The 24,141-nt window shown below is 45.2% G+C and carries 21 protein-coding genes; 11 read left to right on the forward strand and 10 right to left on the reverse strand.

The window, feature by feature from the left end; translation table 11 throughout:
• Window positions 1–36: 36 nt before the first annotated feature.
• Window positions 37–2,358, reverse strand: coding sequence for a glycoside hydrolase family 20 protein (locus K6V26_RS26615; protein WP_224264302.1), 2,322 nt, complete (start codon window positions 2,356–2,358; stop codon window positions 37–39).
• A gap of 125 nt (window positions 2,359–2,483) precedes the next feature.
• Entirely contained in the window at window positions 2,484–3,314 is an 831-nt protein-coding gene (locus K6V26_RS26620; protein WP_122328822.1) for an MBL fold metallo-hydrolase, read from the reverse strand.
• A 95-nt stretch (window positions 3,315–3,409) separates the two neighbouring features.
• On the opposite strand from K6V26_RS26620, the gene K6V26_RS26625 reads away from it, so the two are divergent.
• From K6V26_RS26625 to K6V26_RS26645, 5 genes are all read left to right on the forward strand, one after another.
• Window positions 3,410–4,336 (forward strand): Mur ligase family protein, encoded by a 927-nt coding sequence (locus K6V26_RS26625; protein ID WP_046146539.1) that lies wholly within the window; start codon window positions 3,410–3,412, stop codon window positions 4,334–4,336.
• Entirely contained in the window at window positions 4,333–4,881 is a 549-nt protein-coding gene (locus K6V26_RS26630; RefSeq protein WP_010800645.1) for a DUF4924 family protein, read from the forward strand. The genes K6V26_RS26625 and K6V26_RS26630 overlap by 4 nt, the downstream gene beginning before the upstream one ends.
• Window positions 4,882–4,885: 4 nt before the next feature.
• A complete protein-coding gene (gene rfbD, locus K6V26_RS26635; RefSeq protein WP_224264304.1) occupies window positions 4,886–5,746 on the forward strand; it encodes a dTDP-4-dehydrorhamnose reductase in 861 nt (286 codons plus the stop codon).
• An 86-nt stretch (window positions 5,747–5,832) separates the two neighbouring features.
• Window positions 5,833–7,413, forward strand: a complete 1,581-nt coding sequence (locus K6V26_RS26640) for a peptide chain release factor 3 (protein WP_010800643.1) — start codon at window positions 5,833–5,835, stop codon at window positions 7,411–7,413.
• A 374-nt stretch (window positions 7,414–7,787) separates the two neighbouring features.
• Window positions 7,788–7,961 carry a hypothetical protein gene (locus tag K6V26_RS26645; protein WP_224264305.1) on the forward strand — a complete coding sequence of 58 codons (174 nt, stop codon included), beginning with the start codon at window positions 7,788–7,790 and terminating at the stop codon, window positions 7,959–7,961.
• Between the two features lie 621 nt (window positions 7,962–8,582).
• Here K6V26_RS26645 and K6V26_RS26650 read toward each other — a convergent pair.
• The 5 genes from K6V26_RS26650 to K6V26_RS26670 form a co-directional block, all read right to left on the reverse strand.
• Window positions 8,583–9,275, reverse strand: coding sequence for a YjjG family noncanonical pyrimidine nucleotidase (locus K6V26_RS26650; RefSeq protein WP_198287247.1), 693 nt, complete (start codon window positions 9,273–9,275; stop codon window positions 8,583–8,585).
• Window positions 9,275–10,147 carry a Cbp1 family collagen-binding glycoprotein adhesin gene (locus tag K6V26_RS26655; protein WP_009859711.1) on the reverse strand — a complete coding sequence of 291 codons (873 nt, stop codon included), beginning with the start codon at window positions 10,145–10,147 and terminating at the stop codon, window positions 9,275–9,277. Before K6V26_RS26655 ends, K6V26_RS26650 begins: the two co-directional genes overlap by 1 nt.
• A gap of 19 nt (window positions 10,148–10,166) precedes the next feature.
• Complete coding sequence (rsmI, locus tag K6V26_RS26660; protein WP_009859710.1) at window positions 10,167–10,871, reverse strand: 16S rRNA (cytidine(1402)-2'-O)-methyltransferase; 705 nt, start codon at window positions 10,869–10,871, stop codon at window positions 10,167–10,169.
• 13 nt (window positions 10,872–10,884) lie between these two features.
• Window positions 10,885–11,556, reverse strand: a complete 672-nt coding sequence (locus K6V26_RS26665; protein ID WP_224264306.1) for a hypothetical protein — start codon at window positions 11,554–11,556, stop codon at window positions 10,885–10,887.
• 129 nt (window positions 11,557–11,685) lie between these two features.
• Window positions 11,686–13,101: an ATP-dependent DNA helicase gene (locus tag K6V26_RS26670; protein WP_224264307.1), complete on the reverse strand. Its 1,416-nt coding sequence runs from the start codon at window positions 13,099–13,101 to the stop codon at window positions 11,686–11,688.
• 94 nt (window positions 13,102–13,195) lie between these two features.
• Between K6V26_RS26670 and K6V26_RS26675 the strand changes: the two genes are divergently transcribed.
• Genes K6V26_RS26675 through rsmD form a run of 3 tightly spaced genes read left to right on the forward strand, consistent with a single transcriptional unit; the run spans window position 13,196 to window position 15,196 of the window.
• Window positions 13,196–13,822, forward strand: a complete 627-nt coding sequence (locus K6V26_RS26675) for a hypothetical protein (protein WP_009859707.1) — start codon at window positions 13,196–13,198, stop codon at window positions 13,820–13,822.
• A 10-nt stretch (window positions 13,823–13,832) separates the two neighbouring features.
• The gene (locus tag K6V26_RS26680) at window positions 13,833–14,660 is read left to right on the forward strand and encodes a DUF3822 family protein (protein ID WP_009859706.1); all 828 of its coding nucleotides are present in this window, start codon (window positions 13,833–13,835) and stop codon (window positions 14,658–14,660) included.
• On the forward strand, window positions 14,648–15,196 hold the full coding sequence (gene rsmD / locus K6V26_RS26685) for a 16S rRNA (guanine(966)-N(2))-methyltransferase RsmD (protein WP_009859705.1): 549 nt from the start codon (window positions 14,648–14,650) through the stop codon (window positions 15,194–15,196). The genes K6V26_RS26680 and rsmD overlap by 13 nt, the downstream gene beginning before the upstream one ends.
• On the opposite strand, the gene cls is transcribed toward rsmD, so the two are convergent.
• Window positions 15,193–16,632 carry a cardiolipin synthase gene (gene cls, locus K6V26_RS26690; RefSeq protein ID WP_224264308.1) on the reverse strand — a complete coding sequence of 480 codons (1,440 nt, stop codon included), beginning with the start codon at window positions 16,630–16,632 and terminating at the stop codon, window positions 15,193–15,195. The genes rsmD and cls overlap by 4 nt on opposite strands.
• 96 nt (window positions 16,633–16,728) lie before the next feature.
• On the opposite strand from cls, the gene K6V26_RS26695 reads away from it, so the two are divergent.
• Together K6V26_RS26695 and K6V26_RS26700 are read left to right on the forward strand one after the other, a co-directional pair.
• Window positions 16,729–17,322 (forward strand): rhomboid family intramembrane serine protease, encoded by a 594-nt coding sequence (locus K6V26_RS26695; RefSeq protein WP_010800635.1) that lies wholly within the window; start codon window positions 16,729–16,731, stop codon window positions 17,320–17,322.
• Between the two features lie 107 nt (window positions 17,323–17,429).
• On the forward strand, window positions 17,430–18,716 hold the full coding sequence (locus K6V26_RS26700) for a Gfo/Idh/MocA family protein (protein WP_224264309.1): 1,287 nt from the start codon (window positions 17,430–17,432) through the stop codon (window positions 18,714–18,716).
• A gap of 90 nt (window positions 18,717–18,806) precedes the next feature.
• Here K6V26_RS26700 and K6V26_RS26705 read toward each other — a convergent pair whose 3' ends face one another.
• A complete protein-coding gene (locus K6V26_RS26705; RefSeq protein WP_224264310.1) occupies window positions 18,807–21,608 on the reverse strand; it encodes a TonB-dependent receptor in 2,802 nt (933 codons plus the stop codon).
• A 732-nt stretch (window positions 21,609–22,340) separates the two neighbouring features.
• Window positions 22,341–22,904, reverse strand: a complete 564-nt coding sequence (locus tag K6V26_RS26710; protein ID WP_224264311.1) for an RNA polymerase sigma-70 factor — start codon at window positions 22,902–22,904, stop codon at window positions 22,341–22,343.
• Window positions 22,905–23,068: 164 nt separating this feature from the next.
• Here K6V26_RS26710 and K6V26_RS26715 point away from each other — a divergent pair, with 164 nt between their 5' ends.
• On the forward strand, window positions 23,069–24,127 hold the full coding sequence (locus tag K6V26_RS26715; RefSeq protein WP_224264312.1) for a FecR family protein: 1,059 nt from the start codon (window positions 23,069–23,071) through the stop codon (window positions 24,125–24,127).
• Window positions 24,128–24,141 lie beyond the last annotated feature (14 nt).

A 24,141-nucleotide genomic window follows, 5' to 3' on the forward strand; every position in this document is an offset into this window, starting at 1 on the left:
AAGTCTTTTAGACGGCTTTTGTGTTGATGTTTTACCCTATTGAATAATAATTTCGTCTACGAACAGATAGGCCGGATTACCTGCGCCGCCATGCCATGCCGGCAGTTTGTCACTTTTGATGATCACTTCCACGTAACGGGCTTTTACCGGATCAAAGGTAATTTCCTGCGGATAGATGCCATCCTTATCGGTTTGTTTCAGGGACGGGATTGTTTTGGATACCACTTCCCTGAAGTTCTTACCGTCTTCGGATACCTTTACGGTAACTCCGGCAGCCCCCATGATCCAGTCGCCTTTAACCACATTGGTATTGAAAGCCACCTTGCTGATTTCGACCGGCTGTTTCAGGTCGATCGCCGCATCCAGGTCTTTTCCCTGGAAGCCCAGCCAACGGCCGGTTTTGTAATTTGTATCACCGGTCAGGCCGTCCGTCATTTCAGGACCACCTTTGAAATCGTATCCTTTACTCGGAGCTACACGCAAAGTAACGGGTTTTGCCGTCGATTTGCTGAAATTGATTTTTTCAGAGAATACGCGGCTGTTGCCTGTCGGACGAACGACAACGGCTTTTATGGTTGCGTTTTCCTTGATCTTTACGGGAGCTTCATATTTATTGCTTGCGCTTGTCGGTTCACTGCCGTCGAGTGTGTAGTAGATATCACCGTCACCCAGGGTAGAGAGAGTTACGACGACTTCGCTGTTCTCCGTATCGGTGGTGAATTCTGCGTGAATGTCAAAGATATTCTTGGCATAGTTGTAACCCAGGCGGTCATACAGTTTTGTCATACGGACCAGGCGGGGTAGGAAACTCTGGTATTCTTTCTTGCTCGGGTCGGTCCACTGCACTTCGGCAAGGGCTGCCATACGCGGCATAACCATGTATTCAACCTGTGAGAATGTCGGGATATATTCTGTCCAAAGGTTAGCTTGTACGCCGATTACATATTTCTTATATTCGTCAGGAATACCGGCAGTCGGTTCCAGTGAATAAACCCGTTCCAGCGGCAGGTAACCACCGATAGCCAGCGGTTCGTTTCCTGTGTCGGTAGATTGGTAATAGTCGAAATAAAGGTACGTGTTCGGTGTCATGATCACATTGTGATGTTGTTTGGCTGCCTCGATACCGCCGTCTACACCACGCCAGCTCATTACCGTCGCATTCGGAGCCAGTCCGCCTTCCAGGATTTCATCCCAGCCGATGATATGGCGTCCTTTGCTTTCCACAAATTTTTCCATGCGTGAGATCACGTAGCTTTGCAGATATTCTTCGGCGCTGTGTTTCTGGTCTCCCTTGATGCCTTCCGCTTTGATGCGTGCCTGGCATTTCGGACAGGTTTTCCAGCGTACTTTCGGACATTCATCGCCTCCGATATGGATATATTCGGACGGGAACAGGTCGATCACCTCTGACAACACATCTTCCAGGAACTGCATTGCCTTGTCGTTGCCGGCACAGATCACATCGTCGGAAATGCCCCATTGTGTCCATACTTCATACGGGCCGCCTGTACAACCCAGGTCCGGATAAGCCGCCAACGCAGCTTGCTGGTGTCCGGGCAGGTCGATCTCGGGGATGATTGTGACGAAACGTTCTTTGGCGTAGGCAATGACGTCGCGGATTTCGTCCTGAGTATAGAAACCGCCGTAAGGCTTGCCGTCATATTCGCCGGAGTTACGTCCGATCACTGTTTCTTTGCGTTGGGAACCGATTGTCGTCAGTTCCGGATATTTCTTGATCTCGATACGCCATCCCTGGTCGTCTGTCAGATGCCAATGTAACGTGTTCATATTGTGCAATGCCAATATGTCGATGTATTTCTTAATAGAATCAGCCGGGAAGAAGTGGCGCGACACATCCAGATGCATTCCGCGATAAGCGAAACGGGGATAGTCGTTGATCGTTACGGCCGGGAGTTCGATATTCATCCCTTCGGCCACTGCGGGAATCGATTTGCGTAAAGTCTGTACGCCGTAGAATACGCCGGCTTCGCTCGCACCAGCAATCTCGATTCCTTCCGGAGTAACGGTCAGCCGGTAACCCTCGGGGTTGGAGATGCTTTTATCGACCGACAGATGGATCGGCTTGGAACTCTTGTCGGTCCCTACTTTCGGAGCATAGCCGGTTGCTTCCTTAATATAAGAAGCCAGGAACTCGCCAGCCTGTTTCAGTAAGTCATTCCCTTCCGGGTAAATGATGGAAGTAGAAGGCGTTAACACAAAAGAGCTTCCATTGACCATGGAAACTTCCTGCGGAAGAGGGATGATGCCGTAATCGCCTTTCGCGATTTTACCATCGGAACATGCCATCATTCCGGCAAAAGCTGCACACAACAGCGTTAGTTTGCTTAGTTTATTCATGCGTTATTAAAAGTTATAAATGATAATGTCTTTTTCATATATCTTATGATCTGTAACAGATTGTTTCCAAAGATAGTGATTTATTTTATTTCTGAAATGAATCCGGATGGTAATCGGTAAACTTACTATATTTCTATCGTTTTATCTTTCTTGAAAAAGTCGTTGACTTTCTTTACCGTACTGCATCTGGTATAAGCATCATGACAGTAAATAAGGACTTGACCTTCCCTGGCGGCTTTTTCCAGCATGCGGACTTTTTCCTGATAAGAAGTGACCGGGAAGGTATCGTAAGCCGAAATCCACTCCGGTGAAACACTGGCTGCCAGGGGAATCACATCTCCGGCAAAGACGAAAGTTTGTTCGGGAGTATGGATATATGGTACGATCTGTCCCGGCGTATGTCCATCGAAGAGACGCAGGTCGATGTCCGGACAAAGTTCCGTGTCGGTATCGATGAGGCGCAGTTGCCCGTTGTCGGCTATCGCCTTCATGTTTTCTATGAAGTAAGAATCTTTTTCCAGTGCGTTCGGATGTAGGAAATTATCCCATTGCTTGCGGCTGACCCAGTATGTTGCGTTGGGAAAGGCCGGATAGATTTCTCCCGTCTCTTCATTTTTTAAGGTTGAATAACCGCAATGGTCAAAATGCAGGTGGGTGAGGACGACGTCCGTCACTTGTCCGGGTGAGATGCCGCGCTTATGTAATTCTTCCCCCAGATCGACCAGGTCGAAGAAATTATAATAGCTCAGTTGCCGGAGATGTTTCGTGCCTGCTCCGTTGTCGATAAGGATCACTTTTTCAGGAACGTTTGATACAAGCAGGCTCCTCATTGCCAGGACGCAGCCGTTGGTTTCGTTGCTGGGGTAACGCCGGCTCCAGGCAGTTTTCGGAATCGCTCCGAACATGGCGCCGCCGTCTGCATAAAAGTAGCCCGTATCGATTATCTGTATATCCATTTCACTTTTTTTGTGTCAAAGATAAGCATGTTTTTTCTATTCCTTATATGTTGATGCTTGATGAAAATGTGTACATTTGCGACAAATTCAAAGTGATGCGAAAAGTTCATTTAATCTCCGTAACCGAACCTCTTGTGCTTGACCTGGCTTTGGCTATTCATGAGAAGGGATATGATGTGAGTGTTTCCGGCAATGGTATAACAGAAGATGTGATAGCAAAGCTGCACGCTGCCGGTTGTACTTGCCATGGGAACGGTTGGTTTCCGGAGAGATTAACAAAGGATAATAATTTTGTCGTTCTGGGTGCCACTGTCAAACAGGATAATCCGGAACTGATAAGAGCTAAGGAATTAGGGTTATTAATTCTCTCTATACCTGAATTTATATTTCAGCGGACCAAAGAGAAGACACGGGTAGTTGTTGCGGGAAGCCGCGGAAAGAAAACAATTATCTCGATGATCATCCGTGCCCTTCAACGTCAGAAGCTGGCTTTCGACTATGCATTGACCAGCGAGATTCCTTTGTTGCCGAATCGTGTACATATGAGTTATGAAGCACGCATCGCCCTGATCGAAGGTGATGAACATGTTACGTCTGCTTTGGAGAAACGTTTCCAGCTGGAGTTTTTCCGTCCCCATATCGCGATATTGACCAATCTGTCATGGACGCCGGATACCGACCATCCCACTCCGGATGCTTATTATGATACGTTCAGGAACTTCACGACCCTGATCGAACGTGAAGGCAAACTGATCTATTTTGAAGGCGACCCGGCTGTGAAGCAGCTGGCTGAGGAAGTGCGCGAGGATATTACAGCTATCTCTTACGGCGAACATCCTGTGATCGAGAAAGACGGGGCGACGTTCCTCCAGACCCGTTACGGGGATTTCCCGATACATGTCCCGGACAGTTATTTCCTGACAAACCTCAATGCTGCACGTCTGGCTTGCCGTCAGTTAGGTGTTAAAGATGCTGATTTCTATCGGGCGATATCCGAATATAGTGTATCTTTGCAACCATGATTGTAGCGAAGCAAAAAAGAAAAGAAAATATAGCCGAGTATCTGTTATACATGTGGCAGGTGGAAGACCTGATACGTGCCAACCAGTTTGACATCGATTCGATCCGCCGTACGGTGATCGCCCAATACGACCAGCCGGACGATGTGAAAGAAGAAATAGCCGGATGGTATGAGGAACTGATTGAGATGATGCGTAGCGAAGGTGTCAAGGAAAAAGGACATATCCAGTTGAACAAGAATGTCATCATTGCCTTGACCGACCTGCATCTGCGGCTGCTTAAATCTACGAAAGAAATGGTTTACGGGGCGGCCTACTATAAAACGCTCCCTTATATAGTGCAACTCCGCGCAAAATCCGGGGGAGAGGACTTACCTGAACTGGAGACCTGTTTTAATGCAATCTATGGCTATCTGCTTCTCCGTATGCAGGGAAAAACCGTCAGTCCGGAAACGCAGGAAGCGATCAAACAGATCAGTTCTTTTCTGGCCCTCCTTGCCGAAAAGTATCGTGAAGATATGAACGGAGAATTGAAATTAGAAGATTAATGACATGAAAACAATTCTGGTAACCGGTGCCAATGGGCAACTGGGTAATTCGATTCGTTTGTTAGCCGGCAAATATTCCGGATATAATTTCCTGTTTACGGATGTCGACACGTTGGACATTACCGATCCTGCTGCTGTGCGGGCGGTGGTAAAGGACAACGGAGTGAACTATATATTGAACTGTGCCGCCTATACGGCCGTCGATAAGGCGGAAGACGACGAGGCCCTGTGCCGCCGCATCAATACTTTTGCTGTCGGTGTACTGGGTAAAGCGGCATATGAGGCGGGAGCTAAGATGATTCACGTCTCTACCGATTATGTATTTAGTGGAACAAACTGTCGTCCTTATGTGGAGACCGATGCCACCCGGCCTGTTTCGGCTTACGGCCGGACTAAATTGGCCGGTGAAGAGATTTTACAGGAAGTTTGTCCCGATGCGGTGATTATCCGTACCGCCTGGTTATATTCGGAGTTCGGGAATAATTTCGTGAAGACGGTGCTCCGTCTGGGAAAAGAACGGGATGAGCTCGGTTTCGTATTCGACCAGATCGGGACACCGACTTATGCAGGCGACCTGGCAGCAGCCATTCTCACGGTGGTTGACTCTGGCGAGCGGGATGCCTTTGTGCCGGGGATTTACCATTTTTCCGACGAAGGTGTTTGCAGCTGGTATGATTTTACGGTGAAAATCCTTGAGGTGGCCGGAATAGAATGCCGCGTCCGTCCGATCGAAACGAAAGATTACCCGACAAAGGCGGTCCGTCCTCCTTATAGTGTATTGAATAAGAAGAAGATAAAAGAAACATACGGCATCGTCATCCCGCATTGGGAAGAGAGTCTCCGCGTTTGCATGGAGAAACTGTAGGTTGTTGATAACCCTGTTGATATGTTGATAAGTATGTTGAAAACCCTGTTCATAACCCTGTTTGAAATAAAATAAACGATATAAAAATGAGTCAGTATTCAGAAGAGATTAAAAGAAGAAGAACGTTTGCTATTGTCAGCCACCCGGATGCCGGTAAGACCACATTGACGGAAAAACTGCTGTTGTTCGGTGGCGCGATCCATGTGGCAGGAGCTGTTAAGTCCAACAAGATCAAGAAGACGGCGACCTCCGACTGGATGGAAATAGAAAAACAACGTGGAATCTCCGTTGCAACCTCTGTGATGGCTTTCGACTATGACGATCATAAAGTAAATATCCTCGATACCCCGGGTCACCAGGACTTTGCCGAAGATACTTTCCGTACGTTAACAGCCGTAGACAGTGTAATTATTGTAATCGACATTGCCAAAGGTGTGGAAGCCCAGACCCGTAAGTTGATGGAAGTCTGCCGTATGCGCAAGACACCGGTGATCGTGTTTGTCAACAAGATGGACCGTGACGGTAAAGATCCTTTCGACCTTCTGGATGAGATAGAAGAAGAATTGCAGATAAAGGTACGCCCTCTGAGCTGGCCGATCGATATGGGACAGCGTTTCAAAGGGGTATATAATATATATGAACAGAAACTCGACCTCTATACGCCGAGCAAACAGTATGTGACGGAAAAGATCGAGTTCAACGATATCAACAGTCCGGAGCTGGAAAACCATATCGGCGATACGCTGGCTGAAAAGTTGCGTGCAGACATCGAGTTGATCGAAGGCGTTTATCCGGAGTTCGATGTGGATACGTATCTGAAAGGGGATATCGCCCCTGTCTTTTTCGGCTCTGCCCTGAACAACTTCGGTGTGAAGGAGTTGCTGGATTGCTTTATCAAGATTGCCCCGTCTCCCCGTCCTATTCAGGCGGTGGAACGTGTGGTTGAACCGGAAGAGGATAGCTTCACCGGCTTTATCTTTAAGATACATGCCAATATGGACCCGAACCATCGTAGTTGTATCGCTTTCGTAAAGATCTGTTCCGGTCGTTTCGAACGTAACGCTCCTTATAAACATGTCCGTTTCGGCAAACAATTGCGTTTCAGTAGCCCGACTGCTTTTATGGCGCAGAAGAAGGAGACGGTGGACGAGGCTTTTGCCGGCGATATTATCGGTTTGCCGGATACCGGGAATTTCAAGATCGGCGATACGCTGACTTCGGGCGAGGAGCTTCATTTCAAGGGATTGCCCAGCTTCTCTCCGGAAATGTTCAAATATATTGAAAATGCCGACCCGATGAAGGCCAAGCAATTGAACAAAGGTATCGAGCAGTTGATGGACGAAGGTGTGGCACAGCTTTTCACCAATCAGTTCAACGGCCGCAAGATTATCGGTACGGTAGGGCAGTTGCAGTTTGAGGTTATCCAGTACCGCCTGCTGCATGAATACGGCGCACAATGTAAATGGGAACCGATCAGCCTGTACAAAGCCTGTTGGATCGAGAGTGACAATCCTGTTGCTTTAGAGAATTTCAAGAAACGTAAATCCCAGTATATGGCGCTCGACAAAGAAGGGCGCGACGTCTATCTGGCCGATTCCGGCTATGTGCTGACCATGGCACAGCAGGATTTCCCGGATATCAGGTTCCATTTTACGTCGGAATTCTGATAAGGAACGTGTCCGGTTTTGCCGCTTTCCATCATAAATTGGGGGATTGGGATTCATTCAAAATTTATCAGTTTTGAATGTTACTTTTCTCTTGAAAGAAAAGTAACCAAAAGTTCAAGGCTCAACCGGCTTCACTGCTCCGGTGAAAGACTCCACTCGAAAATCCGAAACTCGCTACGCTCAAACAACGGATTTTCTTAACCGTTCCGTCTTTCACCTACGCGGACGTTCACCCGCTTAGGCCTTTCCAAGGAAGCTATGCTTCCTCTTAGGATGGTCGACACCGATACTTATAAAACAAAAACTTTCGGATTTAACAGGTAGTATCAGCAATCCCAAGAGAACGCAAAGCGTTCTATGAAAGGCCTCAGCTGATGAGCGTTAAACGAAGCATCCGTAGAGAGCGCCCGGAGGCTGTGCTGTTTGAGCGCAGCGAGTTCACAGACGACAGCGAACGGAGGATGCGAAGTAGCGAAGCAGGTGTAGCCTTGATCTTTTGCCTACTTTTCCATCAAGGGAAAAGTAGGTTCAATTATTTCTATATTTGAACCTTTTTCAATAAGGTTTTTCAGCGAATCAACTATCATACTGTCATAAATGGATGTAATGTGCTTATTATTAATCTATTAGTGTGTGATGGTTGAAAGCCACAACTATCATATCATCTATCATACCCTCATTTTATCCAGGCATATGATACATATTTAACAAAATCATCGCTCTTTTACCTCCCGAAAAATCACTGTAAAGAAGAGTATTCTGCATCTCATATTGCTCTTCCCTGCTTAATAATTTCTCAAAAACAATAGACTAATTTTCCGGGAATACTTGCTTTTTGTTTTTAAGACGCCCGTTTCGACCTGTTTTACACCCGGATGTCGACGATGCTCAGACCCGGGTGTAAAGGTTATCGAGACCCGGGTGTCAGGCAACATAAATAACTATACTGTTGAAAATAAGCAATATACTTAGCAGAAAAAGACTGTTATGTATCAGGTTTCAAGACAAGGTTATGACGGTTTATGACAGTTAAATGATAGTTGAAAATGCTAACTGTCATGGTGTAATGTGTTGATTGCATGTGCGTTAAAAGATAATATGATAGTATGATAGTTCATTTTGATAATACAATTAGATTATCTGCTCTTCCTCCCCTTTAGGTATTCTATTTACAAAAGTGTTTTTATCTCTTCCAGTCTGCTGACCGTATAGGTTGGGGTAAACTCCTGGGGTGGCAGTCCCTGCGGGTTGAACCAGAGCTGGTCGATCCGCGATTGACGGGCACCGAATATGTCGGCCTCGAAGCAGTCGCCGATCATCAGCGTCTCGTTGCGGCGGGAGTTGGTATTGATCAGGGCAAAGTCAAAGATGCCCTTGTGCGGTTTCTGGATACCTGCATCTTCCGACAGGATCATCCGCTTGAAATAAGGCGCCAGGCCGGAGTTGCGCAGTTTCTTGTCCTGTACTTCGCGGAAGCCGTTCGACAGGATATACAGGCGGTAGGAAGGGCGAAGATATTCCAGCAGTTCGATCGCGCCGGGAACCAGCCGTGTCTTGGTGGTCGTGCGCCTGAGGAAATCATTGTTGACGGCCAGTACCGCCTTGGTATCTTCGATGCCCATCGGGCGCAGCATATAACGGAAGCGGTCGATGATAAGCGTCTGCCTGTCGATCTCTCCCGCACGGTATTGTTTCCAAAGCAGCTCGTTGTGAGGCCAATAGATAGCAAAGAAAGCCTCGAAGGAGGCATAATACCGGTCAAAGTGGTGATCGGTATAAAGCTCTTCGAGGCATTCTTTATTATTATGGTACGTATCCCAAAGGGTATCGTCCAGATCTATAAAGAGGTTTTTGTATTTCATCATCCTACTTCGATCACCAGGTATTTGCCCAGGCTCCAGAATGTTTTCGGGTCTGTGATATTCAGTGTCAGGTTGCCGTCTTCGTCTTTCACGAATTCGTAAGAACCTTCCGGATGGTTGGATTTCAGTTTTGCCTTTGCAGCAAACAAAGGGATTTCCTTTACTTCACGAACGTCGACAGAGATGAAGTAGTCCTTGTTGAAACCGCTCTGCAATACTTTTGATTTGGAGAAAAGACCGCCGCCGGAAAGGATTTTCTGGTCTTTCAGTTCTTTAGCCGTGCCGAAGCAGTAGTAAGCCGTGTTGAGCGCCTTGTCCTGTTCGTTTAGTTTTTCAGATTGGACGGCAGCAGTTGTAGCCAGGTTTTCCACATCTTCGTTCAACGAAGACACCATTTCGTCCAGTTCCTGGATACGTACATTTTTCTTTGCCAGGTCTTCCTGCAAAGCGACGATCATCGTAGCCTTCTGGTCCAGTTCGGAAGAAAGGCGGCTGATTGTCTTCCGCAGGGCAGCCGATTGGATGCCGCTCTTTTTCAGCTTGTCTTCCAGCTGGCTGATCGTTTCCTTGTTCTTTTTCAGTGTTTCGCTGATCAGTTGCATGTTCTGCTTGATCTGTTCGCGGTTGCTTTTGCTGAATTCACCGCCAGTCTGCTGCTGAAGGTTCAGATAGTTTTCCGCATCGCGGATAGACTGTATGTCTGCCTCTACATCATTTAATGTAGAAAGGATCTCATTCATTTCGCTGGTCGCTTTCGTATTCTCGATTTTCAGAGAATCGTTTTCGGCTTTCAGCTTTTTGTATTCGGCTGAGTTCTGTCCGCAGGAAACCAGCAATGTCGCGCAGGTACAAGCTAATAATAACTTCTTCATGTTCTTTTTGTTTTTTGAGTTAAACATCTTTTTCTGTCTCTTTTTCCTTTTTATCTTTTAAGCCTGCTAATACAATAACAATCTCACCTCTCGGATCGTTCACGGTAAAATGTGCTATAACCTCTTCCAGGGTTCCGCGGACGGTCTCTTCGTGCAGCTTGGATATTTCGCGCGACACGGATACTTGTCGGTCGGTTCCGAAGAATTCGGCTAGTTGGGTTAGCGTCTTTACCAGTCGGAAAGGTGATTCGTAAAAAATGATCGTCCTGTATTCGACGGCCAACTCCTTCAGGCGGGTCTGACGACCTTTCTTCTGGGGAAGGAATCCTTCGAAACAAAACTTTTCGTTCGGTAGCCCGGAGGCCACGAGGGCCGGAACAAATGCGGTTGCTCCCGGCAGACATTCCACGTCGACACCCTGCCGCACACATTCCCTGACGAGCATAAAGCCCGGGTCGGAGATGGCCGGTGTCCCGGCGTCGGATACGAGTGCGATGTTTTCGCCGCCTTTGATGCGGGAAGCGATCTGCTCCACAGTCTTATGTTCGTTGAACTTGTGGTGCGACTGCATCTTGTTCTGTATCTCAAAATGTTTCAGCAGAATACCGGTCGTGCGGGTGTCTTCGGCCAGGATCAGGTCGGCTTCCTTCAGCACACGGATGGCCCGGAAGGTCATGTCTTCCAGGTTTCCTACGGGAGTCGGTACAACTGTTAACTTTGCCATAATTTTCAATTCTTCAGAGGAATCGTTTTTCCAATAGCTTGATGAAGTCGGCTACGGCTTCATCTTCTATGTTCCATTTCAGTTCGTTATTCAGGTAGGTTACCGATTCTTCATACGAATGGATATCGTTGAGGTCGGTAATCGCCTTGTTCATTTTCTCTTCATTGCCACCGAACAGTTCGCGACGGAAACGGAAGCGGTCGTTCAGGCTGAATGCCTTGCGGAAGTCGGACAGGTTTTTCTTCTCCAAAATGTCACTCAGGAAAACACTTTGCTTTTCCGATGTGACGGATTTATGGGGAGGTTCGGACTGCTCGGTGACGATTTCCGTCTTTTCGATGATAACTTCCTGCACAGGTTCCATCTTTGGCTCCGGGACGATCACGGGTTCTGCGACCGGCTCTTCTTTTACTTCCGGTTTGTATTCTTCGGGAGCGGGTGCCGCGGTGGCAACCGGGTTCGGAAGTGACTGTATCAATGCCTGATGGGCTTCCATTTGTTTACGTAACATTTCAATCTGTGCAGTCTCCAGCGAATGAAGGTCATTCAGTATTTTATGTGTCAGATTGAATGTCTGGCTAAAGAAGGATACCGGATATACTTCTGCGTCGCGCATACCGGCTATCAACGTCTCCAGTTCCTTGATATCAAGTAACAGATAATCTATTTTTTCTTTATTTGCCATTCCTTTATTTTAATTTGCAAGAGGCGTTGTGTCCCAAAAGGCACTATTTGCGACCTCTCTGTCTTATATTGCAGCAAAAATAACTATTTCTATTTATGTAACGTACTTAATATGTGAAAAAGTGTGCTGTCACTCAACAAATTCATCCGGTAAATTAACCAGATACAGCCGATGGGTGGCACGGGTGAAAGCGGTATACAGCCACCGGTAGAAATCTTCTCCCAGCATTTCTTCCGTCATATATCCGATGTCGAGGAAGACATTCATCCATTGTCCGCCCTGTGCCTTATGGCAGGTGATGGCATAGGCATATTTTACCTGTACTACATTGTAATGCGGATCGGCTTTCATTTTCTTCATCTTTCCGGCCTTGGTGGGGACATCGTCATAATCTTCCAGAATGGTGAAGAACAGCTTGTCGTTTAGCTCTTTCGGCAGGGCAGGGGTATCGGTCTGTAGGGTGTCGAGCAGTATCTTTATATCCAGTTCCAGGTCGTAATCCTGAAAGCGGACGGTCACATCGGCAAAACGGAAGCCGTAAAGCTCGGTTGTCCGTCTGACACGGAGTATCTGTACGATTTCGCCGTTGGCGATGAAGTCCATTTCCTTGCAGTCGCTGGTCCAGTAATAATTGTTTTTGGCAACCATTAAGCGGTCGCCGGCCGATAATTCCTCTTCCCGGTACAGTATCCGGTTGCGGATGCCGTTATTGTAGATGGTGGCTCGTTTGTTGGAGCGTGTGATGATCATTGTTTCTTCGATCCCGTCATGGCTGTAGGCCGATGATATTTCCTCGATCAGTTCATCCCCGTTGACCTTTCTGAAGTCGGCGAAACCTTTCAACTGAAGTTTAGGATAGATTTCTACGGTGTTATTCCGCAGCGCATCCCGCAAACGGGTTGCATTGAGCAGAATGCCCGAATTGCCGCTTTGCCTGACGACCTGTGTCAGAGTGATTTCCTGTACTTGCAGGTTGTATCCTCTGAGTATTTCCGGGTTGAGTGCCGGGCTTTCGGTCTGCATGACAGGCGGCAACTGGGCCACGTCACCCATCAGGATCAGGCGGCAGTTCTCCCCCGAATAGACGTATTGTATCAGGTCGTCGAGCAGCCGTCCCGTCCCGAAAGAAATCGAGTCGATTCCGTCATTGGAAATCATGGATGCTTCATCAACAATAAATAACGTATCTTTATGTAAATTATCAGCAGGCATGAACCCGGTCGGCTCGTTGGAGAACGCTTTCTGGCGGTAAATCTTTTTATGGATCGTATAAGCCTTTTGCCCCGAATAGTTCGAAAAAACCTTAGCAGCCCTGCCGGTTGGAGCCAACAGAAATGTTTTTTGTTGCAGTTCGTTCAGAGTCTTAACCAGGGCACCGACCAACGACGTTTTTCCGGTTCCTGCGTATCCTTTCAGCAACAGGAGTGTGTCCGATTCCACCGAAAGCAGAAAATCCGTGAGCGTTTTTAATGCAGAAAACTGGTCTTCTGTCGGATTATGTGGGAAATTTTGCGTAATTTGGCGGCTTAAATAACTATTTATCATTTTGATTGCAATAATTTTGGTGATAAAGGTAGTGTATTAAATATTCTTTTTTAAATTTGCCGAACGAAATAAATTCAAAAAAACAATACAAACCATGAAAGTTACATTAAAGATTTTATTAGCTGCTGCAGTTCTCCTGCTAGTTTACATTTGCTACAGAAGCATCATGACGCCGATCGAATTCAATGAAGAAAAAGATGCGCGTGAAAGTCTTATTAAAGCTCGTCTGATCGATATTCGTAAAGCTCAGATCGAGTACAAGAATGTGTATAAGACTCATGCTGGTAGTTTCAATGACTTGGTTAAGTTCCTGAAGGAAGATAAGCTTCCGTTCTTGATCAAGGAAGGTGTTTTGACTGACGAGCAGCTGGAAAAAGGTATGACAGAGAAAGAAGCTGTGAAGAAAGGTTTGATCCGACGTGATACTATCTGGGTCCTGGCAAAAGATACCTTGTTCGGTGCCAGCTACAATGCTGACGATCTGGCCAATGTTCCGGGAACAAGCGTTAAGTTCTCTATGGATACAGCTACACTGACTTCCGGTTCCGGTTATACTGTAAAAGTATTTGAAGCAGGCGTTAAGTATGACGATTATCTGGGTGACCTGGACAAACAGTTGGTTGTAAACCTGAAAGACAAGGCTGAAAAGCTGGAAAAATATCCGGGTTTACGTGTTGGTTCACTGACTGAAATTAATAACAACGCAGGTAACTGGGAATAATCAATTGCTTATGACTATCAGTATTCCTGATACGTTGACTGCTGATAATTCTGGAAAATACATAATGTCCATCCGGCTTAGGTCGGATGGACTTTCTTTTTCAGGATACAGCCCTTCGGAGAGCGAGACTTTCTTTTACAGAAACGTGGAGTTCGACCGGACGAAGCCTTATGTCTCTTCCCTGAAAGAGTTTTTCTTTGAGCACGAGTTTATGACTTATTCGTATAGGCGGACGAACCTGGTTTGTGTCACGCCGCAGTATACGGTGGTGCCGGAAGAAGTCTTTACGGACAAGCAGAAAACGGATCTGCTGTCGTTTACGTTTTCTGCCCCGGAGAATAAATGTCTGCATAATTTGCTGACACGTGAGGCGGCGGAGGTCGTGTTCGGCATGGATGAAGAGGTGTATGAGTTTTGTTCCCGCTCGCTGATCAATCCGTCGTTTATCCATCATATGACTCCCCAGCTGGCTTTATGGAAACAGCAGAGCCGTATGTTGATCCCCCGGCAATTGTATGTAGTGCTGCATCGGAAGATGATGGACGTGGTTTGTTTTGCACAGGGGAAACTACTTTTTGTCAATACGTTTGAGTATGATAAGCCGGATGATATCCTGTACTATATATTATATGTATGGAAACAGGTCGGCATGGATCAGGAGAGGGACCAGCTTCATATCTATGGAGGTGTCTCCCTGCGTAACAGCATAACAACTACGTTACGTAATTATATACAATATATCAGTCCGGCCGAGATACCGTCGGATGCTTATTTGTTGGGGGCCGAGGTTGTTCAGGCCCCGTTGGATTTAATAGCTTTATCTGTATGCGAATTATAAGCGGAATATATGGCCGGAGGCGTTTTGACGTACCGTCATCTTTCAGTGCACGGCCGACTACTGACTTTGCGAAAGAGAATCTCTTTAATGTGATCAACAACCTGACCGACCTGGAAGGGGCCGATGCGCTGGACCTGTTTGCCGGAACGGGGAGTATCTCTTTCGAATTGCTGTCGAGAGAATGCAAAAGTGTGACGGCTGTCGAGAAGAACAATGCACATGCCTCTTTCATTGCAAAGGTAGCGAAAGAGTTAAAGACAGATTCGCTTCATCTGATCCGTGGCGATGTGTTCCGTTATCTTCATTCGGCGCCGAAACAGGGCTTTGATTTTATCTTTGCCGATCCTCCTTATGCGCTGAAGGAACTGCCGGAGGTCCCTGCCTTGGTTTTTGAGCGTGACTTATTGCGTGACGGCGGTATCTTCGTGATGGAGCATCCGAAAACGAATGATTTCTCCCACCTGCCGTATTTTGACCAGCAACGTGTATACGGTTCGGTGAATTTCAGTATTTTCATAAAAGAAGAAAAGGCTTAAAGGAGCGGCGAGAACAGGCGCATGAACGATTCGGCGAGGCGCTGTTTGATTGGCCGTTTTAGCCAGCGTGAAGGAATCAGCCGTTCGCAGCTGTGCATATCGTGCATGAACACCCGCTTCATCTGTATGGCGAAAGACGGTTGATAGACGAATGCATTTATCTCGAAATTGTGTTCGAAGCTCCGGAAGTCCATATTGGCCGATCCGATGCAGGCAAGCGCATCGTCGATTATCATCAGTTTGGAATGGAGGAATCCCGGCTCATAGAAATATACTTTCACACCAGCCTTCACCATCTCATCGATAAAAGAGTGCGTCGCCATATTGGCGCTGCGGGTATCCGAGCGTTTGGGTAACATAAGGCGTACATCGATACCTCCCAATGCTGCGATCAGCAGTGCCTGGTTCAATCCTTCGGTCGGAAGGAAATAAGGGGTTTGTATATAAATGTACTTTTTGGCATTAGCGATGGCAAAGATATAGGCCTGCAACAGTGTGCGCCATTGCCCGACCGGACCACTGGTTGCTATCTGCATGATATTGTCGTCATGGTATATCGGAGTCAGCGGATAATATATTTTGTCGTTCAGTAATTTCTTACTGATGACATACCAGTCGATCATGAAAGCGGACTGGAGGCCGTGTACTCCTTTTCCTATTATCCTGAAATGAGTATCGCGCCAGATACCCCATTCCGTACCTTTCTCATAGCGATCGGCAATATTCATACCGCCCATATAGCCGATCTGCCCGTCTATAACGACAATCTTCCGGTGATTCCGGTAGTTCACTTTGCTGGTGAAGACCGGGAATGCTACTTTCAGGAAGGCATATACCTCAATTCCGGCTTCCTGCATTTCGTCGAAGAAACTGTTTTTTACGTTCCAGCAGCCTACGTCATCGTATAAAACCCGCACCTGGACCCCTTCTTTTGCCTTTGCAATCAGGGCGTCTTTGAACCGTGTCCCGACTTCATCGTCACAAAAGATATAATATTGAAAGTGGATATGATGTTTTGCCTTTTGTATATCGTCCAGTAAATCCTTGAATTTGTCAGCTCCGTTCGTATATATTTTAATCTCGCTGCCATAGAGCAGGGAAGACTGATTGTTGTTACTCAGCAATGTGACTAACGGTTGGTACGGACCGGGGACAGTACAGGCGTCCTGCGGAAGTTTGCCTTCCTGCGGTCGCTTCATAATACGTTTGTAGGTTCTTCGGGAGATGATACGCTGTTTTCGGTTGTCCTGTCCGAAGAAGAAATAGAACAACAGGCCGATACCCGGAGCCAGCAATAATACGATGACCCAGGGAATGGTTTTTAACGGATTTCTGTTTTCCGCTATAATAACCAGAACCAGTCCCAGGATGGTGACGGAGTATAATATAATGAATATTACCCCAACGACCCATTGTATGTGTATGGCTGCCAGCATTCTTTTTATACTTTGTTACAGGTTGATAAAGGTAGTAAGGTAATTTGTAAATAACAAATCTTTACTACATTTGCCGGATATATCAAATAAAAGAAGATGATTACATATATTATTATAGGTATAACCGTTTTAGTGTCTTATCTCTGTTTCAATAATGCGGAATTGTTCCGTAAGCTGGCGTTAATCCCTTACCGCACGGTAAAGAATAATGAATGGTACCGATTGATAACGCATGGCTTCGTTCATGCGGATATGACGCACCTGTTAGTCAATATGTTTACGTTCTGGTCGTTCGGAACCTATATAGAAAAGGTTTTTGGTTACTTGGGTTTCGGAACCTGGGGATTTCTGGGACTTTATTTCGGAGGGATGATCTTTGCTTCCATTTATGACTTGGTGAAACATCATAATGATCCTTATTATGTCTCCATTGGAGCATCGGGAGCCGTATCGGCGATTCTGTTTTCCTATATATTGTTCGACCCCTGGAGTAAAATATTACTGTTTGCGATCATTCCTGTACCGGGAATTATCTTTGGAGTAGTTTACCTGGCTTATTGTCAATATATGGCTAAACGTGCGGGAGACAATATCAACCACAATGCCCATTTTTACGGGGCGGTATATGGTTTTCTGTTCCCGGCTTTACTTAATCCTTCATTGATAAAAGCCTTCCTGTCTCACTTTTAAACGGAAGATTTTTAGTATATAATACTGTTCAAGTGTTTGTATTTTAAGGTATTATTTATAGATTTGTGGAAATATCTCAATTTCTCTAATACCATAAAGCAGACATAATGAAAAGAAGAAACTTCATCAGGAGTGGGGCACTGGCTCTTGCCGGCTTCACTATTTTACCCCGTCACATTTTAGGTGGAACGAATTTTGTCGCTCCCAGCGATCAGATAAATCTCGGGATTATCGGTTGCGGGGCACAGGGACGCTGGACGTTAGCTCCCGAGTTTGCCCGCCGTGCGAATCTGATCGCAGCATCCGACTGTGAATCCCGCCAGTTGAATGCTATGCAGGCAATTGTCGAAAAAGAAACCGAAAAGGCAAAAGGACAGGCCTATAAAGGTTTTAAATTGTATGCCGACTATCATGAATTGTTGAACCGGAGCGATATCGACGGTGTGATTATTGCCACACCGGATCACTGGCATGCGGTACAGACTATTGAAGCCTGCCGTGCCGGAAAAGATGTATATGTGGAGAAACCCATGTCGCACAGTATCGAGGAAGGACGTGCCATGGCCGATGCCGTTAAGAAATATAACCGGGTATTGCAGGTCGGCAACATGCAACGTTCATGGCGAAACTTCCGCCATGCCTGTGAACTGGTCCGTAATGGGTATATCGGTGAGATAAAAGAAGTAAAAGTTTCCATTGGACTTCCTCCTGTTAAATATGATCTTCCGGCGCAACCGGTTCCCAAGACGCTGGATTGGGAAATGTGGATCGGGCCGGCTCCCATGAATGTATATAATGAGGAACTGGCTCCGCCTATGGAACGGAATATGTTCCCGAACTGGCGTAATTACCGGGAATACGGTGGTGGTATGATCTGTGACTGGGGTGCCCACATGTTTGACATAGCCCAATGGGCTTTGGGCATGGACGATTCCGGTCCGATTGAGTTTACTCCTCCTGAGGAAGGAGAACTGAAACCGCTTAGCATGCGTTATGCCAACGGTACTGTAATGACACATGAGCCTTTCCGTAAGGCGGATGGAAATGCAGTCCGCTTTATCGGTTCGGACGGTGTGATCGATATCAGCCGTAGTTTCCTGGATACGATACCAGCCAAATTACAGGATGAAGTGATCGGTGATGACAAGATCAAATTGTATAAGAGCGACGATCATTACAATGATTTCCTCACAGCAATGAAGACTCGCAAACAGCCGCTTAGTACCGTTGAGATCGGACATCGTACGGCTTCGCTTTGCCATATCGTAAATCTTTGTTACGAGTTTGACCGCAAACTGGTGTGGAATCCGGAAAAAGAAGAATTTTTCTTTGACGACGAAGCCAACAGACGGAGAGGAAATCCGATACGCGAACCGTATAGCCTGAAAGTGTAGCTATATATAATAATGTATAGGAGAAACGGTAGCGGCGATAAAAGTTTATGAAGACTTTTACCGCCGTTATCTCTTTTATTCAGCCCTTGTTTAGAACCGTGGAGGAGGGCCGCCCGGTCCGCCATGGCCTCTGCCACCCGGTCCGCGCATATCGCTTGCAGATGCTCCCCCTTTAAAGATGCTGAACCGGTAAATGAAGTGAACCATGAAGTAACTACTCAACGTATTGTATTCCGAATACTGGGTATAACTGGAGTTGGCTGTTTGAGATATGTTACTGCGTTGTTGCAGAATGTCATAAATTTTGAAACGTAGTGTCGCCTGTTTTCCTTTCAGGAAAGATTTGGATGCCGATGCATTCCATAAAACTTCCTTCTGTTGGTATCCGGCTGCGTAACCGGAATTGGCAGACCAGGTTATGTCGCTTTCAATCTTGAAATCGAGTGGAAGATAAATGGTAGTAGTTCCTCCCACGCCATAATTGTAAATATTCTGGTCGTTCTGGTTTTGCAAAGAGTTCTTTGTTCCATTATAACGGAAGTTCCCGTTTATCCCCAGGTCGATATAATCCGAACGAAAATCGATTCCGGCACGTTCCATGGCCGAATAATTCTTGTTCGTGTTTTTCTTTTCGTTAATGAAACCGTTAGAATTGGCGAATGAAGCCATTGTCATCGAGTTAACGGAGAACTTTCTGTTCTTCAGCGGCGTGTTAAACATGACGCGGAAATTACCGTTATAGTTTCCGTTGACATTATCATAAGTCGTCATTTTCTTTCCCGATTCCCCAACATAAATTGACTTGGTAACAATGTCGTTGACAACATAGTTGGCATTCAACATCAACATGAGAGCTGTCTGCTTTTCCGGAACAAATTTCTGGTAACGGGCAGAGAAGTTATTTGAATAAGTCGGTTTCAAATCCGGATTACCAGTGATTGTGTTCAGCGGGTCGGAAATGTCGGCTACAGGTTGCAGTTGGGTCATTGATGGCTGGCTGGTACGACCGCGGTAGTTGATTCGGAGATTGGTTCGCTTATCGAACCGATAGTTGAATCGGACCATCGGCGACAGGTTGACAACGTTGCGTGTCAGCTTTGAAAGGGTCGTATCGCCTACAAAATTCTCACTTACACTGTGCGAAGGCTCCAGGTTCATACCGATGGTATAATCATATTTTTCCCGGACAGCCTTAAAGGCCAGGCTTGCCTGTTGGTTGATGAAGTTATTGCGGTAACTTTTGCTGTATGCAGTGTCCAGTACATTATAATCTTCGCTGTCTTCTCCTCTTATGTAAGAATTTTTCAAGGATTCCTGTTTATTCTGACTGATACTGTAGGTTGCCTGGATGAAGTTGTTATGCCCGATCGGCTCGACCCATGATAAATAAACGCGGTAGTTAAACCCTTTGTTGTCATATCTGAATTGCTGGTCGATCAGTTCATCCTGGTTATTTCCCATGAAATATTCTGTGTTCGAATAATTCAGTCCTTTGTTGTAGGAATCGCTGAGTCCTCCGGTTAAAGAACCACTGAAGACACGCCCTTCGTCATTCAGCTTACGGCTGAACTCCAATCGCGCATTAACATTGTATCCTTCACCATCGGAAATATAATCAGATTCTCCAAGGTTGACCGTATCACCACGGTTGGTCAGTGTGTTGAACGAACCGAACTCCCGGTTGTGGCTGTTGCTATAACTGAAACTTGGCTGGAAAATGATCTGGGTTGCCGAGTCTGGCTTCCATTCCATACGAAAATCGGCACCGACGTTATCGCTTTTCGTATTGTTATTGTTTATTTCATTATAGATGCTCGAACTGTCATTCGGCAGGATATTTGTTCGCTTTGTTTTACTGTTCGCATCGTTATCGGAATGTGAATAACGAACGTTTCCTCCCAATGTCAGTTTTTGGCTGAACTCTTTGCTGAAGTTCAGACCTACGTTTCCGGAGGTGGTGATACCGTTGCCGGCTCCTCCCGACCGTCCACCCCGTCGTCCTCCCATACCGGAGAACATGTTGGAGGCAATATCGGAGAATCCCATATTGTTCGTGTTATTGATACCTCCCATAAGTGTGAACTGGTCGTTGTTGATAAACCGGTTCACCATGAAATTACCTTCATACCGATCCTCACTTCCATAGCCAGCAAAGGCATTACCGAACCATCCCTGCTTCATTCCCGGCTTGACAGTCAGGTTGATCACGGTTTCTTCATCCCCGTCATCGAATCCGGTCATCCGTGCCATATCGCTCAGGCGGTCCAGCACCTGTACTTTTTCCACCATTTTAGAAGGCAGGTTTTTGGAAGCTACTTTCGGGTCGTCGGAGAAGAATTCTTTTCCATCTATCAATACTTTCTTGACTTCTTTTCCATTGACGGTAATCTTTCCTTCGCTGTCAACTTCCACGCCGGGCATCTTTTTCAGCAGGTCTTCCAGGACGGCCCCTTCAGTTGTCTTGTAAGAGTCGGCGTTATATTCAACCGTGTCGTTGCGAACGACCACTTCCGGAGCCTTGCCGATCACGACGGCTTCACCCAGCTGGATAGCTCCGTCGCTTAATGCTAATTTACCTAATTTGACAGGATTTGTTTTTCCGGTGATACGAATGGGTTGGTATAAAGGATCGAATCCCACAAAGCTGACATGCAATAAATAACTGCCGGCTTTAATACCTTTCAGTGTAAAATTACCATTACGCGAACTGGCTACACCGCCAACCATCGTGCTGTCTTTTACATTCAACAAGCGTACTGTCGCCTGTTCGATTGGCTCATTGCTTCCATCTTCTACCACCGTTCCGGTGATGTCAACTCCACCCTGCTGCGCAAATGCCGGCAAAGAAAAGAGGATAAAAAATAACCATAATAAGTACCTTCCCAATTTCATAACTAATGTATTATCTGTATCTAACAAACATTTTCCCGGACTGGTTTCCGGGTACGAGAAGATAGACACGACGAAGGTTATTAAGTTTAAAAATATATGTGATGATTTTGATTTATTAACGAAAACATTTGTCAGCTAATTGACAGATGAAAATCCCGAACTGCCGGAATATCAAAATGCTATATCAAGTGGCTGGAGAAGGAACTGTATAAGACTGATGGAGGAGATGCTGCTTTTTATACAAACCTCGAAAGGTTTGAAAATGTTATAATGTTCTTGATGGTGGAGTAATTCTGCCATAATAGGGATTTAAAAAGGATATATGAATCCTTTTTCTGAAATAAATGATGATTGTCTGATATAACGATATTTTAACTGCGCACTGTTTTTGAATCGTTCTGGAGAAAAAAACTGTTCGTAAACATACAATTCGGGGCTTGAAAAGTCCTTTTGAGATTGTTAATTAACATCTATTTGCATTGTTTTTTGCCTATAATAAATCTTCATTTCGTTTAAAATGAAAAAAATCTCGTTTTAAACGAGATGGAAATTTCTTTAAAATGAACTGAGAGCTGGATGGTAAGAATGATTGTTGTTAATTATTGTAAAAACAAATCTTGTAGAAGATAAGATTTGAAGAATTCACGTGTTATGATAAAATCTATTAGTGTAACATATTGACGCAATATGGTTGTGTTTTGACTTCTTTTGTCAAATCTCTTTTCTCTTTTTTCAGGAAGGGAATCCGAATAAAAAAGAAAGCAGTGGCAGATAATCCTTTAGTCTGACACGAAGTATTTTCAACGCTTGGCTGATTCTGTATTCAACGGTTTTGACGGATACGCCGAGTTTAGTAGCTATCTGAGTATTCGTGAGTTCCCCGAAACGGCTTAAAGCGAAGGTGTCGCGGTAGGTATCGGGAAGTTCTTTAATAGCTTTGTTAATGTGTTCAGTCAGTTCGTTTATAAAATAGTAATCAGGATCTTCAAACTGATCTTTAAGTTTGTCATATATATGGTTGTGTATTCGTTCGTGATATAGTTGTTTATTAATAGCATTCAGGCAACGGTGTTTGGTTGAGATGAAAAGATAGGATTTCAGGGAGGTTCCTATTATAAGGCTTTTCCTTGTTTCCCAAATGAACAGCATCAGATCCTGCACTAACTCTTCAGAATCTTCGTCGGAAATATACTGGGAGGCATATTCACATAGTGGGGAATAGTATTTTAGAAAGAGCTGTTTGTAAGCGTTCTTATCGTTATTTTGTAACAAATTCAGAATCTGATCATCATTCATGGAGTTGTATTGTTTGTCTGTTGTGGTATCTCGAATCTATAAGCAAATGTAAATTGTTTCTTTATACATACAAAATATTTTATACGATTTACTAATTACTTTTTTTGAAAAAAGTAGAATATGAGTTTAGGGTAGTGTACCTGTAGTTTTGTCGTATATATAGAATGGAAAAAGAAAATAGACATATTATCAGTAATGAACCGGATGAAGCTGTCCTTTTGAGATATATATCGGAAACCGCTTCGGAAGAGGAAAGAATCAGGGTTGACGGTTGGTTAAGGGATGATGAAGCCAGGGAGAACGTTTTATTGCAGTTGGCTACAATAGATCATGCCTTTCGCACGAAAAAGAGAATAGCATCCCGTAATTCACTGGAGGCTTTTTGTAAAGTGGAAAGGCGTATTAAACGTTTACAGAGAAAAAACTGGATAAATCGCACTTATCTGGCAGTAGCCTGCTTTTTGGGTGTCTTGATCTTATCCACTGCAATATCTTATTGGATGCAAAAAGAAACAGGGGATGAGGCACAGATAGTAACAGTTCAGGCTAATGCGGGTATGCGTACGCATTTTAACCTGCCGGATGGGACCGTCGCTTATTTGAATTCAGGAAGTGTACTTTCATATCCGTTGCATTATGATAAAAAGGAAAGGCGGGTAACGCTTACAGGTGAGGCTTATTTTAAAGTTACGCATAATCCGGAACAACCGTTTATAGTTAGTGTGGCTAATGACCGGATGCGTGTTAAAGTGTTGGGGACGGAATTTAACTTGCAGTCTTATAACAATGAAAGTATAGTACAAACGACATTGGTTAGTGGGGCTGTACATATAGAAGCTGTAAAAAATGATGATATAGTGTCTAATATTAAACTTAAGCCTTCGGAAAGGGCTGTCTATGATATTTCTTCCGGTTCTGTTTCTATAGCTACTGTAAATACGGAGTACGATACGGCCTGGAAAGAGGGGCGTTTAATGTTTAAAGACATGCCGATACCACAGGTTTTGAAGAAGTTGTCTTATTTTTATAATGTAAGGTTTGATGTAAAGGATTCTGTGATCAATACTTATCGTTTTACCGGAACATTTGAAAATAAACAATTGTCGCAAATCTTGGACTACTTGAAAATTTCTTCGCAAATAGATTATGCAATTAAGCAAATGACATCGGATGATAGTTCGGGGATTCAAAATGAGACTGTCACTCTGAAGAAAATGAGATAGTGTTAAATCTGAAT

Origin of the sequence: Parabacteroides goldsteinii, assembly GCF_020091425.1 — a bacterium.
Classification (GTDB): domain Bacteria; phylum Bacteroidota; class Bacteroidia; order Bacteroidales; family Tannerellaceae; genus Parabacteroides; species Parabacteroides goldsteinii.

What these genes read in the sequence shown, in the direction of transcription:
- K6V26_RS26695 (WP_010800635.1), top strand. Translation starts at nt 16,729, where the DNA reads ATGATTACATATATTATTATAGGTATAACCGTTTTAGTGTCTTATCTC.
- K6V26_RS26670 (WP_224264307.1), bottom strand. Translation starts at nt 13,101, where the DNA reads ATGATAAATAGTTATTTAAGCCGCCAAATTACGCAAAATTTCCCACAT.
- K6V26_RS26625 (WP_046146539.1), top strand. Translation starts at nt 3,410, where the DNA reads ATGCGAAAAGTTCATTTAATCTCCGTAACCGAACCTCTTGTGCTTGAC.
- K6V26_RS26715 (WP_224264312.1), top strand. Translation starts at nt 23,069, where the DNA reads ATGGAAAAAGAAAATAGACATATTATCAGTAATGAACCGGATGAAGCT.
- K6V26_RS26655 (WP_009859711.1), bottom strand. Translation starts at nt 10,147, where the DNA reads ATGAAGAAGTTATTATTAGCTTGTACCTGCGCGACATTGCTGGTTTCC.
- K6V26_RS26630 (WP_010800645.1), top strand. Translation starts at nt 4,333, where the DNA reads ATGATTGTAGCGAAGCAAAAAAGAAAAGAAAATATAGCCGAGTATCTG.
- rsmI (WP_009859710.1), bottom strand. Translation starts at nt 10,871, where the DNA reads ATGGCAAAGTTAACAGTTGTACCGACTCCCGTAGGAAACCTGGAAGAC.
- K6V26_RS26675 (WP_009859707.1), top strand. Translation starts at nt 13,196, where the DNA reads ATGAAAGTTACATTAAAGATTTTATTAGCTGCTGCAGTTCTCCTGCTA.
- K6V26_RS26640 (WP_010800643.1), top strand. Translation starts at nt 5,833, where the DNA reads ATGAGTCAGTATTCAGAAGAGATTAAAAGAAGAAGAACGTTTGCTATT.
- cls (WP_224264308.1), bottom strand. Translation starts at nt 16,632, where the DNA reads ATGCTGGCAGCCATACACATACAATGGGTCGTTGGGGTAATATTCATT.
- rsmD (WP_009859705.1), top strand. Translation starts at nt 14,648, where the DNA reads ATGCGAATTATAAGCGGAATATATGGCCGGAGGCGTTTTGACGTACCG.
- K6V26_RS26710 (WP_224264311.1), bottom strand. Translation starts at nt 22,904, where the DNA reads ATGAATGATGATCAGATTCTGAATTTGTTACAAAATAACGATAAGAAC.
- K6V26_RS26680 (WP_009859706.1), top strand. Translation starts at nt 13,833, where the DNA reads ATGACTATCAGTATTCCTGATACGTTGACTGCTGATAATTCTGGAAAA.
- K6V26_RS26700 (WP_224264309.1), top strand. Translation starts at nt 17,430, where the DNA reads ATGAAAAGAAGAAACTTCATCAGGAGTGGGGCACTGGCTCTTGCCGGC.
- K6V26_RS26645 (WP_224264305.1), top strand. Translation starts at nt 7,788, where the DNA reads ATGAGCGTTAAACGAAGCATCCGTAGAGAGCGCCCGGAGGCTGTGCTG.
- K6V26_RS26705 (WP_224264310.1), bottom strand. Translation starts at nt 21,608, where the DNA reads ATGAAATTGGGAAGGTACTTATTATGGTTATTTTTTATCCTCTTTTCT.
- K6V26_RS26615 (WP_224264302.1), bottom strand. Translation starts at nt 2,358, where the DNA reads ATGAATAAACTAAGCAAACTAACGCTGTTGTGTGCAGCTTTTGCCGGA.
- K6V26_RS26620 (WP_122328822.1), bottom strand. Translation starts at nt 3,314, where the DNA reads ATGGATATACAGATAATCGATACGGGCTACTTTTATGCAGACGGCGGC.
- K6V26_RS26650 (WP_198287247.1), bottom strand. Translation starts at nt 9,275, where the DNA reads ATGAAATACAAAAACCTCTTTATAGATCTGGACGATACCCTTTGGGAT.
- K6V26_RS26665 (WP_224264306.1), bottom strand. Translation starts at nt 11,556, where the DNA reads ATGGCAAATAAAGAAAAAATAGATTATCTGTTACTTGATATCAAGGAA.
- rfbD (WP_224264304.1), top strand. Translation starts at nt 4,886, where the DNA reads ATGAAAACAATTCTGGTAACCGGTGCCAATGGGCAACTGGGTAATTCG.